Raw genomic sequence first — 13,143 nt, 5'->3', positions numbered from 1 at the left:
GCCTTAAAATGACGATTTTGGCATGTTTTAACATGTTGTTTTTAATGGAGTTATTATTCTCGAATAATAGCGTTATCGATGTTAGTCTTTCGGCTCTACGAAGGAGTAACAGTATGAATATAAAAGATAAAGTCTACCGTCACCATGACTTTTCTCGGCAAGATCTTTCTGGAGCCGTTTTTGAAAACTGTCAGTTTTTTCACTGTGACTTTGCTCGGGCAGATCTCATGGATGCAAGGTTTGAGCGTTGTAAATTCATCGAAACCTCGGACCTAGAAGGATGTCATTTTGACTATGCCAATCTGAAGGATGCCAGTTTTAATAATTGCCAGTTAGCCATGTGTAATTTTGAAGGAGCTGATTGTTTTGGCATAGAGCTACGTGAATGTGACTTGAAAGGGGCGAATTTCCAGCGTGCAAGATTTGCCAATCAAGTCAGTCACACTATGTATTTTTGTTCTGCGTATATCACGGGTTGTAACTTGTCTTATGCCAATCTAGAGCGACAGGTTTTAGAAAAGTGCGAGTTGTTTGAGAACCGTTGGATTGGGGCTAACTTAATGGGAGCGTCATTAAAAGAATCAGATCTCAGCCGCGGGGTATTCTCAGCGGACGCTTGGTCGCAGTTTCGGTTTCAAGGAGCGGATTTGTGTCATGTAGATCTTGAGGGGCTGGACCCCAGAAGAGTGGATCTCACCGGGGTAAAAATTTGCGACTGGCAACAAGAGCAGCTTTTAGAGCCACTGGGTTTGGTAGTTCTACCGGGCTAAGTGCTCTCGGTGCCTTTTCATCAGGTTTGGGGTTAATCATTACCCCAATTATCGGCTTCTATTTTTGCCAGTGCCTTCGCTGCTTTTTGTAGTGCAGGCAAGAACTTGATGGCTTCATCCGGTTTAACGCGAATCACCGGAGCCTGTATCGCTAAACCGAGGTTAGATTGCCCGGTAGGAGAGGGTACCAGAACCGCAATACACACCAAGCCAGGTAAGAATTCCTCATCATCGATAGCGAAACCTTGAATCTTTGCTTCCTCAATGTCTTTTTCCAATTCTGAGTATTCGGTGATGGTGTTCACGGTATATTGAGTAAGCGGAACGTTTTCAATCAGGCGTCTACGCTGTGACTTCGACATATGTGCGAGAAACAGTTTGCCTGTTGCAGAGCAGTGAACAGGAACACGCGAACCTGGATGTAAGTGGAAGCGAAGCGGGGCTTCTGTCTCTGCTCTATCGAGGTAAATGATTTCGCCACTGGAGAGCGCTGTCAGGTTACAGCTTTCGCCCACTTCGGCCCGTAGGTTCTCAAGAATCGTGCGGCGGGCACTGTGCATGGTGCTGTTTAGCAACAAATTCTCGGCTAGCTTTCTCAAACGAATTCCGGAGCTATAGTGCTTTTCATCCCCATCTTTTTGAATGATGCCTGCGGCCTCTAATTGCTGCAGCATACGATGTAGGGTTGGCTTTGGTAATCCCGTTTCTTCTACTAATCCTTGAAGAGATATGAACTCGTCTTTTTGCGCTATCACCTCTAATAGTGCAAAAAGTCTGAGCGTAGGAGTATCTCCTTGAACTTGTGGTGTTTCTGTTGGCATAGAGTCATTCATCCTTGCGATACGTCGAAGTCTAAGATTGTACATTCCAATTTAGTATATATCCATTTTCTGAATAAAATTTGATCTTTTGTATTAGTGTCATTAACATGAAATAAAATTATGGAACAATATGTCTCGATAAATGGAGTTTGTTATATGAAGGCGATAGAAAGGATTGTCAACAAAGCTCACTTAGATCGTAAGAGGGTGGTGTTGAGTGAAGCAGAAGACCCTCGTGTGCTTACCGCTGCTCGCATGGCTGTCGATAAGCAATTGGCATACGTTACCTTAGTTGGTGACGAACAAACCATTGCAGAGGCTGCGGAGCGGTATCATGTGAGTCTCGCTGGTATTCATATTGTTTCACCACAGAGTTCACCGCTTAAAGAAGTGTTAGCAGAGCGGTTATATCTGCTGCGTAAAGCAAAAGGTATGTCTTACAACGACGCGCTCGAACAAGTGCAAAACCCACTTATTTTCGCCAACCTAATGGTCAGAGAAGGGCTAGGCGACGGTACTGTGAATGGTGCTGTGTACACTACTTCTGATGTGGTTCGTGCAGCGCTTCAAATCATCGGTCCTGCTCCAGATAGCGAGCTAGTATCGAGTTTCTTTTTAATGATGTTATGTGAGCCTTTTCATAACCTCAAAGGTGGTTTGATTTTTAGTGATTGCGGATTAGTCATTGATCCGAATGAAGCAGAGCTGGCGTCTATTGCGATTTCAGCTTCAGCCAGCGCCAAATCGCTATTAATGGAAGAACCTAAAGTTGCCATGTTGTCGTTTTCCACCAACGGCAGCGCTAAACATGAGTCCGTTGACAAAGTTCGCAATGCCGCACAACTTGTAAAGCAGCGCTGCCCTGACATCGCTGTTGATCAAGATGTACAGTTGGATGCGGCAATTGTTACTGAAATTGCTGCAAAGAAGCTGCCTGACTCACAAGTCAAGGGCAAATCAAATGTACTGATATTCCCCAATTTGGAAGCGGGAAACATAGGTTACAAGTTGGCGGAGCGATTAGGTGGTGCAGTAGCTATAGGACCGTTGTTGCAAGGGTTAAATCAGCCTGCGAATGACCTATCTAGGGGATGCAGCGCCGAGGATATTCTTCATGTTATTGCGGTTACTGCAGTGCAAGCCCAACAAGATCGAAACATCAAACACACTCCACCCGCTTCAATAAAAGAAGGGATAACCAACTAGGGAAACAAATGGAATTACCGACGTTACTCGCCATTCTTGCCACCATAGTTATTGGCACCTATTTTCAGACAGTAACTGGCTTTGGCCTTGGCATCATTGTCATTGGTTTGACGGTGAGCCTAAATCTGGTCGCTTTACCTGTGATTGCAGCGGTGGTGAGTATTGTTACCTTGTTCAATTGTTTGGTGGCGTTGGTAGGTAAACCATTATCTGGTGATCTTAAAACCATGTTGGTTCTGGTAATTGGCATTATACCGGGTGTCGTTGCTGGAGTATTTTTGCTTGATCAACTCAGTGAATCGGCAACCAATATGTTACGCGGTCTTCTTGGTGTCATGATTTTAGCGGCTGGACTCAATTTCATGTTTAAACCGAAAACGTTAATGCGGCGTTCTGCTGCAGCGTCTTTTCTATTTTCTGGCTTTGGTTCGGGGCTTACTGGCGGCCTATTTGGTATGGCGGGCCCACCGATTGTTTACCATCTTTATCGGCAGCCTTTTTCTATTGAATTAGTGCGCAGCACGCTGTTGATGGTCTTCGCTTGTACCTCGGCTTCGCGCACCGCTTACGTGTATTTCGACGGTAGCTTGAGTGTCAGTATCCTTTGGTTATCTGTCATTGCCGTTCCGCTGGTGGCTTTGGTCACTCTAATCGCTAGGCGTTATCCGCCTCCATTATCAAACGATCAGTTGAGAAAGACGGTGTTCGGTGTCTTGATGGTTATTGGAGGGTATTTAATGGGGGTATCTGCTTCGACGTTGGGTTGATTCTTAGTTACATGGCTTGGCCGATATTGAACGGTGACGTTCAGATCACATTCAGTGAAGTTGCATTAGCCAAGCCTCATATCGGTCGTTACGATTTCGCCTAATGTATAGTGGTGTTTAGTTAGATTTAATATGTTGGACCTAAATAAGTATAAAGGAATCATCTTCGATTTAGATGGGACTCTAGTGAACTCTATGGTGGCACATGCTCGTGCTTGGAAGCAGACTTGTAATAAGTTTGATATTCCTTATGACAAAGAGTGGCTGGATCAACTCGGTGGAATGCCATCTAGGAAAGTCACACTCGAAATTTTGAAACGCTATAATTTGTCCATAGACCCACAGCTTATAACAACAGATAAAATTGCCAACTTTGAAGCCATTGAATACAAAGGCGACGTGATACCCACTATCTATACGATTCTTCGACAGCAGCACAAACTCAAAAAGATTGGTATAGGAACTGGTGCTCAAGCTAAGCACGCTCATGGTATTTTAGCTACCACAGATATTCCGTCATTGATCGACACGATAGTTACTTCTGATGATGTAGACAACCACAAGCCCAATCCTGATACTTTCCTAAAGGTAGCTGAGCAGTTAGATCTAGACCCAACAGATTGCGTTGTGTTCGAAGATACGTTGATTGGGCAATATGCGGCGATGGCTGCGGGCATGGACTGTTATATGGTTGAATCTGGTGAGATTACTGCATTTATTCCCGCATATTGAATATATGCTTATGTTTACAGTAAGGCGCTCTTGATGGTGTAATAAAACAACAAATATCTTTGACTTTGATCACATACTGGCGCAAAATTGACCTTATATCACGCCAGTATGGGAATTAAGTATGAATGCTACAGTAATTAGTAACGAAAGCAGCCAAGCACCAATCAAACCTTCTTTTTTCAATGAAGTGTTTTTCTTTGCTAAGGCGAGCTTAGTGATGGCAGCGATTGTCCTTTTAGTGGCGTCTACTTGGGTTTAATCTTCCCTGAGCACTTTTTTTGATGTCGGGGGTATATCCCCTCGCTATTCAGCCTGCTCTAATTTCAACCTTCTTGTTGTTTAATCCAATCTAATCCCGAGAGACACTTTCTGTGTTTCAGGGTTTATCACGCTTTTTCAGGCTAGACCAATACAAAGTGGTCATGACCAAGTAGGCGATTGCGGGTGCAATGTAGCTTGTGCTTAGTGATAATTCGTCAATCAATGTGGCTTGGGCGAAGGGCAAGATGACTCCCCCAATTGAGCACATGATCAAGATAGCAGCACCTTGTGAGCTATGTTTTCCCGAAGCCTGCAATGCTTGTGCATATATGATGGGGTAGAGCGTTGCATTACACAGCCCCACCAATAGTAATAGAAACCCTACCCAAGCCGCCTGTTCAAACAGTGCGGTCAAGCTAATCATTGTGGCAACAAGGCATGCGAGTGTGAATAAACCATGCCGATTGACCCTATGGCCGAATTTCGCGAATAGTAAGCGGCCAAGGAACATACCAACCCAATAAGCAGCAATTAACTGCGTCGCCAGAATAAGCCCTAAACCACCATACGACTCATCTGCAAGATAGGTAATGGTGAAGGTCCCAAAGCTGACTTCAACACCGATATAGAACAATAGTACCGTGGCAAGCGTCATAAACTCTCTATGGCTTAGCAAACAGAACAGACCTTTCCAAAACCCTGAGATCTGTTTTGGTTTGATATCAGGCAGCTCTATTTTGCTGAAAAACAGCAGAAGACCAAAGAAAAAGCCTGCGATCAGCAGAAACAGAATCGATACGTGAAGCGAGGTATCGGTAAACCCCAACGTCGTAGCAGTAACGATGATAGCGGTCAAAACTAAGGGCCCTAACACTGTTCCTACTGAGTTCGCTGCCGTAGCGATACTCTGCCTAACCACGCTTTTGTCTGGTGTCGAGAGTAGCGATACATAAGGTGAGCTCACCACTTGAATGGCAGAGATGCCTGACGCCATAAGTAGAATGCCGAGTAGGGTTGGGTAGAGTGACTCTGTTCTGACAAGATAAGCCATGACTAAGCAGCCCACTAAACACCAACAAAGGCAGTATTGCATGGTGGTTCGATAACCAAACTTCGCCATAACGAATGACGTTGGAAGCGAGACAGTCACTCGCGTGATAAAAAAGGCCATAGGAAATAACATGGCCATTTTATAGTCCAGAGCAAACGCATCTTTGTAGTAGGGAATAAGAGAATTACTTGAAACGGTAATCAAGCCCCAAATAAAAAATATCAGTGATAATAAGACAAGTGGGGCATCTTTTAGATGAAATGCTCTCATTGTGCCTCCTGTACCTATAAAAAAAGCAGAAGATATCCTTCTGCTTTTCGCCTCAATTAAGAAAATCTAGCTACGCACAAAGTTGATGTGATGAACATGGATATTGTATTTTTCAATGATGACTTTGGTGGCGAGCATACTCCTAATACGTGCATCGGAATCCAAAGCTTTTAGCATCGTCGCTTCGTCTTCATAACTGTGTTGCATCATCAGCAGCAAGTTCTTATGACTATCGGCTTCGATGGCTTCAGGTTTGTTGACAACGACGCCAAGGTTATTTGGAAAGGTGCGAATAATAGGCACCACTTCATTTTCCATATACTGATAGAAATCTTGTTTCTGTTCTTCGGTTAACTCGGCTTCAAAGAAAGCGGTGCGAATAATCGTCATAACATTGTCCCCTTATAGCTCAAAACCAGATTGGTTAGCGATGGATTTGAGGGTCGCTTTGGCTTTAGTGATATCCTCGAACCAGTTGTCGTTTTGAGCCCACATCTCGATCACGAGAGGTCCGCGATAGTCTATATCAGCTAACGTCTTAAAAATCGAAGCGAAGTCGACTTGGCCTTCACCGATGACCAAGTCACGGAACTGACCATCACAGGTTTCTGAGACGCGTAGTGTATCTTTCAAGTGGACTTGAACCAGATGATCGCGGCTTAATCTGAGCTCAGTGCACACATCGTGGTTCCAACCTGAAATATTGCCTACGTCGGGATAGGCCATAAAATAAGGGGACGGAATCTCACGTTTGAGCACTTCAAATTTGCTGAGCGAGTTTAGGTATGGAGTATCCATAATTTCCACACCGAGCATGATGCCCGCTCTTTCTGCTAGCTTGGTTGCTTGTTTCATGCCTTCAATAAAAAGGCGATGGGTTTCTGCCGATTGAGGTTCATAGTAAACATCATAGCCGGCCATCTGAATGCAGCGGATGCCAAGCTTGAAGGCCAGCGCAATCGCTTTTTCCATGATGACATGGGATTCTGCGCGAATGCTTTCGTCCATTGAACCAAATGGGAATTTGCGATGCGCACTCAAGCACATGGATTGCAAGGGCATTTCATGCTTTTCGCATAAGTGACGAAGTTGATAGATTTCTTCATCTGACCAATCTAAACGGGCGCGTCGCTCGTCTGTTTCGTCAACTGAGATTTCGACAAAGTCGAACCCCGCTTGTTTGGCCTTAATTAAGCGTTCTTCCCAAGAAAGAGACGCTGGCATTGCTTTTTCGTAAATACCTAATCTGAATTTGTTTTGAGAGTTGAACATACTTTTTCCTTAAAAAAGTTGTTCCTCTATACGCGCGGTGATGTCTTGAATTTTACTGGCAATTTCTTCATAACCTAATGCTTTCATTTTTGGAGTTAGTGAAGAAACGCTGACGGCGTATACAGGGGTGTTGTTTTTGTCAAAAATAGGAACAGCCACACAAGAAATACCGGCTTCGTTTTCTTCATCATCTAAGGCATAGCCACGGGCTTTGATTTGATCAAGAACGCTGAAGAACTGAGATTTGTCCAGAATGGTATTCTCAGTTAATGGTTTCATTGTACTGACATTACGTTGCCAATAAGTTTCTCGTACCGCATCGGTGCTAAATGCGAGGTAACATTTCCCGGCAGCTGAGCAGTACATAGGAGAATGCAACCCAACATAGGTACGAGTTCGAAAGGCGGCGTTGACTGGCTCGAACTTGTCTTTAAAGATGATATTGTCAGCATCAAACGACAGAAAATTAACGGTTTCATTTACGTCGTTAAGTAGCTCTGATAGGAAAGGCTTAACCGCTCCTGTCACGTCAGAGTTAATCGCAGCATGACCGAGCTGTACCAGCTTCATAGTAAGACGATATTCTTTACCAGAACTCATTTGAGCAACGTATCCTGAGGCTTCAAATGTTGCCAAAATGCGATGGACTGAAGACTTATTAAAGCCAGTGCCCTCGGACACTTTTTGTAGAGAAATTCCGTTCGGATAGTTCCCTAGAAATTCGAGTACACTCAACGCTTTAGACAACGATTTAATTTGTTCACTCATATACGTGCTACCAATGTTTTCCTATTTCATTGTGAAAACTTTCTGCCACCTCACGACCATTGCTGCTAGCTAACGCTCGACCAGCAATAAATGACTTAACAGAAAGATTCTTAAACAAATGCAGATCGTCAGGCACAATACCACCAGTAATGGATAGTTCAATTCCTAAATTCGATAATTCCTGCATTTTGTCTAAATCTTGTTGGGTCCAATTGACACCAGCGAGCTCTGCGTCACGCGAGCGATGGTAAATGGCTTGGGTAATTCCCATTTCAACCCATGTCTTGGCGTCATCCAACGTCCAGTGTCCATATAACTCTATTTGCACTTCACCATTGAACTTATCGGTCACGTTTTTTGCTGAACGGATGGTTTCAATATGAGCTGCAGCGCTCACAGTGACCCAGTTAGCGCCAGCCTCCATCGCCAAACGCGCTAAAATGGCGCTTGCATCGGTTATTTTCATGTCGCAGACAACGGTATGATTTGGGTATTTTTCGCGGAGGACCTTTACACTGTCCACACCATGAGCGAACGCTAAAATAGTACCGACTTCAATGACATCAAGCTTGTCCGCAACATGTTCTATTGACATCAGAGCAGTATCGAGGTCGGTTGCGTCAAGTGCCATTTGCAGTAAAGGTTTAGGCATCGATTTCATCCTCAAATTGTTTGAATAACTGAACCAGTTTTTGGTAGTTGTGGTATTTCTCTTGGTAACGTGAATAGTTTTCTAAATTGGGTTCGATGCGAGACATCGAATTGGTCATACTTTTAGTGCACTCTTGAAGTGACGCAAACTCTCCTGAGCCAACCATAGCCATCATGGCCGCACCTAAAGAGCCAGTTTCATCCACATCAGAAATCTCTACTGTCATACCGGTTAGGTCGGCTAACATTTGCATCCAGACGGGACTCATTGCTGGGCCGCCCGTTACCTTTAGTACGTTTGCTTTTGGAAAACGCTGACGCATCCGTTCAAGGTGCAGGTTGTGACAGAAAAGAATCCCTTCCCAGATCGCTTGAATTAAGTGTCCCTTACCGTGGTGAGACTGAAGACCATAAAAGCCGGATTTCAATCCTAAGCCTTGATTGGATCCATAAAGGAAAGGCACAAAGTAGACCGAGCTTGATGCTGGTGCTAGGGCTGCTACCAATGCTTGGTTTTGTGCATGGTCAAGCTCACCGCCGTCTCCAAGGTAATCGGCGAACCATTCGTAGTTGCCTGCGGAAGTCGGGCTAGCCTCATGAATAATGTATTCGTCGTCAATGGCGTAGTGACCATAGACAAAGTTATGACGCTCTCTAGTGACATGTTTTGAGATGCCAGAGGTGACTGCCCACGTGCCCATCACATAGTTGAGCGAGTCTTCGGATGAGTTAATGCCAGAACAGATCGCGGTTGAGACGACGTCGAAAAGCCCACCGAACACCGGAGTGCCTTCTGTAAGGCCTGTCTCTTTAGCGATCGCGGCGGTAATTTTTCCTGCTTGCTGCTGCGGTTTAACGATTGGGGGCAGGGCATCCCAAAGCTCTTCGATACCGAAGAGACTCAGCAGTTCTTTATCGTACTCACCAGTAATGGAGTTGAAGAGATTACTCTCTGACATATTGGTCAGTTCGGCGGCGACTTCTCCGGTGAGGCGATATCTCAAATAATCATGAGACATTAGCACGGCACCGATATTGCGGTAACGCTCAGCATCATTGTCTTTGATCCAGCGAAGAATGGACACTGGGTGTCCTGTCCAAAGCGTTTGCAAAGTCATTGGGTAAATGGTGTCGGCAATGCCTTGATCTAACCAATGTTTGACAATCGGTAACGAGCGCGAATCGGAAGACATGATGCCATAGCCTAAGTTTTCCCCTTGCTTGTCTAGCAGATACACGCCTTTGCCTTGCGCAGAAATACTTAGACCTTCGATACGGTTTGGGTCAACGTCAGTGGTTGCTAACAACTGTTGAATGACGTCAACTGCGTTTTGCCACAGCGCATTCAAATCACGTTCTACCCAACCTTGTTGATCGTTGATGACGCTTGCTGAAACGCGAGCGAGTCCACATTGGGTGCCTTTAGCGTCAAATAACGCGGCTTTCATAAAGGTGCCGCCAGAATCAATACCGATGTAATAGTTCATTATTTGGCTTCCAGTAGGTCGTTATGAATTTTCACCACAAGTTTCCTTACTGGCTGGTCATCATCATTTTGGATATTGGTAATGTGCACGATATTGGGTGTAAACAAGTAAAATTGGTTTGGGGTCGCGTGAATGAAGTTCAGTGCAATGCCGTCATGGTTGTAGAATTGCAGATCTCTTTGTTGCAAATAGGGCTCTGCGTTTGTGTGTTTTCCCGTATCGATTGACCATGCCATGGTCTCGCAGCCCTCTAATACGATTTGCAAATCAGAATGATATTTATGAACCTCAGGTTTGAAGTTCGCCAACGGTTCTTTGTGGTACTCCAGTACAACAAACCACGCTTTATCAGAGTCAAAACCAGGCAGTTCGTGACGACCTAAGGAGAGAGAGGCGTGATCTAGGCCATTTAAGTATTCCAAGACGTTTTGGATAACGACAGGATACGATTTGGTTATTGATGAGGTTTGAGTGTTTCCAACTAACATAAAGTTCTCGATTTCTATTAATGAGTATTGAGAAAAAGTTGCCCTAATAGCTGTGCCAAACCCTGCTTATCGTCATTGGTTTTTTCGGTGATAAGGTCGGCGGTGCTTTTCACGGTGTCGTCAGCGTTTTGCATGGCGATACCCATCCCCACGGTTTTCAACATCGAGATATCGTTGTGGTTGTCACCAACGGCCACACACTCATCAAGTTCGATGCCTAAGGGCAAAATATACTGACACAACGCATTACCTTTGCTATTGCCTGTTGCGGCAAAATCGACTCTGTCAATCCAAGAACGTTCACCATTAAAATGGTTTTTTATGAAAGGCAGTTTTGCAAAGCTATCTACTTCACCCTCGACGACAAACTTCCACACGTAGTCTGAGCGTTCTGCTTCAAGTTGAAAATCATCTACCTTTCGAATGTTCGGGCGCTCGTTTTCTGGGAATGTTTGTGACCAGGTAAGCAAAGCCTCCATATAGTCAATAGGACGTGTTCGTGAATAGAGCATGGCATTACGAACATACATCACCATTTTTAGATCATGTGCGTGTGATAGCGTGATGAACTGATAAGCTGTGTTTTTGTCGATGGCATTTTCTTGAATCACGGAGTTGTTTTGGTAGTCAAAGATATAGGTACCGTTGCAACAAATGATTGGCGTCGATAGACCGAGTTGGTCGTAGTATGGCTTCGCGGCGACATGGTGGCGACCTGTCACTATCACCACATGTGTGTTCACCGCGATTTGTTGTATGATTTCGATCAACTCTTCGCTGATAGTATGCTCTGAGTTAAGTACTGTCCCATCTAGGTCTAACGCCAATAATCTGTACATAGGATTACCCTTACTTCTGCCCGTAGTATGAATTTTTACCGTGCTTACGGTTGTAGTGTTTGTCGAGCAATTCGGGTTGAATGGCAACCTCTGGGCTGATAGCACGAGTTGCAGTTGCCATCGCTGCAATTTCCTCCATGACGACGGCATTGTGTACAGCGTCAGAACCATCTTTACCCCACGTAAATGGAGCGTGACCAGCTATGATGGCGCCAGGCATTGCTTGAGGGTCTATATCTCTTTGGTTGAACTCTTCAATGATGACGAGTCCAGTGTTTTTTTCGTAATCAGTCTCGATCTCTTCCTTACTAAGTAAACGCGTGCAAGGGACATCGCCATAAAAGTAGTCAGCATGAGTAGTGCCGAGTGCTGGGATATCTCGACCTGCTTGTGCCCAAATCGTCGCATTGCGTGAATGGGTATGAACAATTCCGCCGATGGTTGGGAAGGCTTTGTAAAGCTCAATGTGTGTTGCAGTATCGCTTGAAGGATTCAGACTGCCTTCGAGACGATTGCCTTCAAGATCGATAACGACAATATCGTCGACTGTCATAACGTCATATTCCACACCTGATGGTTTGATTGCAATCACGCCAAGTTCGCGATCAATTTCTGATACATTGCCCCAGGTGAAGGTTACAAGACCATATTTAGGTAGTTGTAAATTTGCAGCGAGTACGCGTTGCTTTAATTCTTGGTACATAAGTAAACTGCCGTTGTTCGTGTTTTAGGAAGAGGTTAAAAGAAGGGTTACTCAGATAAGCTCTAAGCAACCCTGACAATGGTTACTTAGCCGCTACCTTGATCTTGTTGATCATGGTGTCGCCATTTTTCTCGATATATGCACTCCAAACTGGTTGGATAGCTTGTTGGAATGCAGCGCCGTCAACATCACGGTTTACTTGCATACCCTGTGCTTCAAGCTCTGCAATCATCTCGTCTTCTTTCTCAATGCTGAGCTTGCGTTGCATCGCTACCGCTTCTGCTGAAACCTCTTCGATGATCTTTTGCTCTTCTGGGCTTAGGCCGTTGAACTTACGTAGGTTCATAGTTAGAACCAATGGAGAATAAGCATGCTGAGTGAGGCTTAAGTATTTTTGTACTTCATTGAACTTGAACGAAAGCGTTACAGAAATTGGGTGGTCTTGAGAGTCGACAACGCCTGTTTCAAGTGCAGTATAAAGCTCAGATACTGGAAGTTGTTGTGGGTTAGCGCCAAGCTCGTTGAACATATCATTCAGTGCTTTAGAGCCGTTGACTCGCATTTGAAGGCCTTTTACGTCGGCTGGGGTGCGAATAGGCTTCTCATTATTGGTCATGTTGCGATAACCGTTTTCAGGGAACCCTAGACCTTTCAGGCCAAATTTCTCAAACTTCGCTAGAACTTCTTTGCCTGGTTCGCCATCAAGAACCTTATACGCAGTCTCGCGATTTGGGAACATGAACGGTAGGGTAAATGCTGCCGATTCAGGCATTAAACCGTTGTAGTTGTTTAGGCCAACCATAGCCAAATCCACTATCCCTGCGCGAGAACCGTCGATCATTTGCTTATCACTGCCTAGCTGACCTTGTGGATAGATGTTGACTTTAATGTCGCCGTTAGAACGTGCTTCTACTTCTTTTTTGAAGAACAACGACAAATCTTGTTGTAAATCAGATTCAGGTGCTGCATGTGCCAATTTCAGTGTTGTTGCAGCAAGTACGTTAGAGCTCATTGCGATAGTTGAAGCAAGTAACGTGAGTTTTAGTAGGGTTTTCAT

The 13,143-nt window shown here is 44.7% G+C and carries 16 protein-coding genes; 5 read left to right on the top strand and 11 right to left on the bottom strand.

Annotated features, from left to right (window positions below; genetic code table 11):
* Positions 1–113 precede the first annotated feature (113 nt).
* Positions 114–770 (top strand): Qnr family pentapeptide repeat protein, encoded by a 657-nt coding sequence (locus tag JKJ11_RS22935; RefSeq protein ID WP_252039302.1) that lies wholly within the window; start codon positions 114–116, stop codon positions 768–770.
* 32 nt (positions 771–802) lie between these two features.
* Here the strand turns inward: JKJ11_RS22935 and JKJ11_RS22930 are convergent, their stop codons facing one another.
* Entirely contained in the window at positions 803–1,591 is a 789-nt protein-coding gene (locus JKJ11_RS22930; RefSeq protein ID WP_006069816.1) for an IclR family transcriptional regulator, read from the bottom strand.
* Between the two features lie 156 nt (positions 1,592–1,747).
* Here JKJ11_RS22930 and pta point away from each other — a divergent pair, with 156 nt between their 5' ends.
* From pta to JKJ11_RS22910, 4 genes are all read left to right on the top strand, one after another.
* A complete protein-coding gene (gene pta, locus JKJ11_RS22925; RefSeq protein WP_252039300.1) occupies positions 1,748–2,797 on the top strand; it encodes a phosphate acetyltransferase in 1,050 nt (349 codons plus the stop codon).
* A gap of 8 nt (positions 2,798–2,805) precedes the next feature.
* Positions 2,806–3,564 (top strand): sulfite exporter TauE/SafE family protein, encoded by a 759-nt coding sequence (locus tag JKJ11_RS22920; RefSeq protein WP_252039298.1) that lies wholly within the window; start codon positions 2,806–2,808, stop codon positions 3,562–3,564.
* 132 nt (positions 3,565–3,696) lie between these two features.
* A complete protein-coding gene (locus tag JKJ11_RS22915; RefSeq protein ID WP_124941559.1) occupies positions 3,697–4,296 on the top strand; it encodes a beta-phosphoglucomutase family hydrolase in 600 nt (199 codons plus the stop codon).
* Positions 4,297–4,417: 121 nt separating this feature from the next.
* Positions 4,418–4,555, top strand: coding sequence for a hypothetical protein (locus tag JKJ11_RS22910; RefSeq protein ID WP_164491485.1), 138 nt, complete (start codon positions 4,418–4,420; stop codon positions 4,553–4,555).
* A gap of 117 nt (positions 4,556–4,672) precedes the next feature.
* On the opposite strand, the gene JKJ11_RS22905 is transcribed toward JKJ11_RS22910, so the two are convergent.
* The 10 genes from JKJ11_RS22905 to JKJ11_RS22860 all read right to left on the bottom strand — a co-directional run bounded on the left by JKJ11_RS22905 (position 4,673) and on the right by JKJ11_RS22860 (position 13,143).
* A complete protein-coding gene (locus JKJ11_RS22905; protein ID WP_124941558.1) occupies positions 4,673–5,878 on the bottom strand; it encodes an MFS transporter in 1,206 nt (401 codons plus the stop codon).
* A gap of 66 nt (positions 5,879–5,944) precedes the next feature.
* The gene (locus tag JKJ11_RS22900) at positions 5,945–6,268 is read right to left on the bottom strand and encodes a hypothetical protein (protein ID WP_124941557.1); all 324 of its coding nucleotides are present in this window, start codon (positions 6,266–6,268) and stop codon (positions 5,945–5,947) included.
* 12 nt (positions 6,269–6,280) lie between these two features.
* A complete protein-coding gene (locus tag JKJ11_RS22895; protein WP_088877871.1) occupies positions 6,281–7,150 on the bottom strand; it encodes an L-ribulose-5-phosphate 3-epimerase in 870 nt (289 codons plus the stop codon).
* 9 nt (positions 7,151–7,159) lie between these two features.
* The gene (locus tag JKJ11_RS22890; RefSeq protein WP_088877872.1) at positions 7,160–7,918 is read right to left on the bottom strand and encodes an IclR family transcriptional regulator; all 759 of its coding nucleotides are present in this window, start codon (positions 7,916–7,918) and stop codon (positions 7,160–7,162) included.
* Between the two features lie 7 nt (positions 7,919–7,925).
* Positions 7,926–8,570, bottom strand: coding sequence for a 3-keto-L-gulonate-6-phosphate decarboxylase UlaD (locus JKJ11_RS22885; protein ID WP_252039296.1), 645 nt, complete (start codon positions 8,568–8,570; stop codon positions 7,926–7,928).
* Positions 8,563–10,056 (bottom strand): FGGY-family carbohydrate kinase, encoded by a 1,494-nt coding sequence (locus tag JKJ11_RS22880; protein ID WP_252039295.1) that lies wholly within the window; start codon positions 10,054–10,056, stop codon positions 8,563–8,565. Before JKJ11_RS22880 ends, JKJ11_RS22885 begins: the two co-directional genes overlap by 8 nt.
* Positions 10,056–10,544, bottom strand: a complete 489-nt coding sequence (locus JKJ11_RS22875) for a NanQ anomerase/TabA/YiaL family protein (protein ID WP_124941554.1) — start codon at positions 10,542–10,544, stop codon at positions 10,056–10,058. The genes JKJ11_RS22880 and JKJ11_RS22875 overlap by 1 nt, the downstream gene beginning before the upstream one ends.
* Before the next feature lie 17 nt (positions 10,545–10,561).
* The gene (locus JKJ11_RS22870; protein ID WP_252039293.1) at positions 10,562–11,383 is read right to left on the bottom strand and encodes a Cof-type HAD-IIB family hydrolase; all 822 of its coding nucleotides are present in this window, start codon (positions 11,381–11,383) and stop codon (positions 10,562–10,564) included.
* 10 nt (positions 11,384–11,393) lie between these two features.
* Positions 11,394–12,086, bottom strand: a complete 693-nt coding sequence (locus JKJ11_RS22865) for an L-ribulose-5-phosphate 4-epimerase (RefSeq protein ID WP_088877877.1) — start codon at positions 12,084–12,086, stop codon at positions 11,394–11,396.
* An 82-nt stretch (positions 12,087–12,168) separates the two neighbouring features.
* The gene (locus JKJ11_RS22860; protein ID WP_088877878.1) at positions 12,169–13,143 is read right to left on the bottom strand and encodes a TRAP transporter substrate-binding protein; all 975 of its coding nucleotides are present in this window, start codon (positions 13,141–13,143) and stop codon (positions 12,169–12,171) included.

Origin of the sequence: Vibrio sp. SCSIO 43133 (assembly GCF_023716845.1) — a bacterium.
Taxonomy (GTDB): domain Bacteria; phylum Pseudomonadota; class Gammaproteobacteria; order Enterobacterales; family Vibrionaceae; genus Vibrio; species Vibrio mediterranei.
The sequence above is the reverse complement of the archived record's forward strand: the minus strand, read 5'-3'. Positions and strand labels throughout refer to the sequence as shown.

Bases quoted from the DNA above. Each gene is read 5' to 3' on its own strand.
- JKJ11_RS22935 (WP_252039302.1), top strand. From the start codon at position 114: ATGAATATAAAAGATAAAGTCTACCGTCACCATGACTTTTCTCGGCAA.
- JKJ11_RS22930 (WP_006069816.1), bottom strand. From the start codon at position 1,591: ATGCCAACAGAAACACCACAAGTTCAAGGAGATACTCCTACGCTCAGA.
- pta (WP_252039300.1), top strand. From the start codon at position 1,748: ATGAAGGCGATAGAAAGGATTGTCAACAAAGCTCACTTAGATCGTAAG.
- JKJ11_RS22920 (WP_252039298.1), top strand. From the start codon at position 2,806: ATGGAATTACCGACGTTACTCGCCATTCTTGCCACCATAGTTATTGGC.
- JKJ11_RS22915 (WP_124941559.1), top strand. From the start codon at position 3,697: ATGTTGGACCTAAATAAGTATAAAGGAATCATCTTCGATTTAGATGGG.
- JKJ11_RS22910 (WP_164491485.1), top strand. From the start codon at position 4,418: ATGAATGCTACAGTAATTAGTAACGAAAGCAGCCAAGCACCAATCAAA.
- JKJ11_RS22905 (WP_124941558.1), bottom strand. From the start codon at position 5,878: ATGAGAGCATTTCATCTAAAAGATGCCCCACTTGTCTTATTATCACTG.
- JKJ11_RS22900 (WP_124941557.1), bottom strand. From the start codon at position 6,268: ATGACGATTATTCGCACCGCTTTCTTTGAAGCCGAGTTAACCGAAGAA.
- JKJ11_RS22895 (WP_088877871.1), bottom strand. From the start codon at position 7,150: ATGTTCAACTCTCAAAACAAATTCAGATTAGGTATTTACGAAAAAGCA.
- JKJ11_RS22890 (WP_088877872.1), bottom strand. From the start codon at position 7,918: ATGAGTGAACAAATTAAATCGTTGTCTAAAGCGTTGAGTGTACTCGAA.
- JKJ11_RS22885 (WP_252039296.1), bottom strand. From the start codon at position 8,570: ATGCCTAAACCTTTACTGCAAATGGCACTTGACGCAACCGACCTCGAT.
- JKJ11_RS22880 (WP_252039295.1), bottom strand. From the start codon at position 10,056: ATGAACTATTACATCGGTATTGATTCTGGCGGCACCTTTATGAAAGCC.
- JKJ11_RS22875 (WP_124941554.1), bottom strand. From the start codon at position 10,544: ATGTTAGTTGGAAACACTCAAACCTCATCAATAACCAAATCGTATCCT.
- JKJ11_RS22870 (WP_252039293.1), bottom strand. From the start codon at position 11,383: ATGTACAGATTATTGGCGTTAGACCTAGATGGGACAGTACTTAACTCA.
- JKJ11_RS22865 (WP_088877877.1), bottom strand. From the start codon at position 12,086: ATGTACCAAGAATTAAAGCAACGCGTACTCGCTGCAAATTTACAACTA.
- JKJ11_RS22860 (WP_088877878.1), bottom strand. From the start codon at position 13,143: ATGAAAACCCTACTAAAACTCACGTTACTTGCTTCAACTATCGCAATG.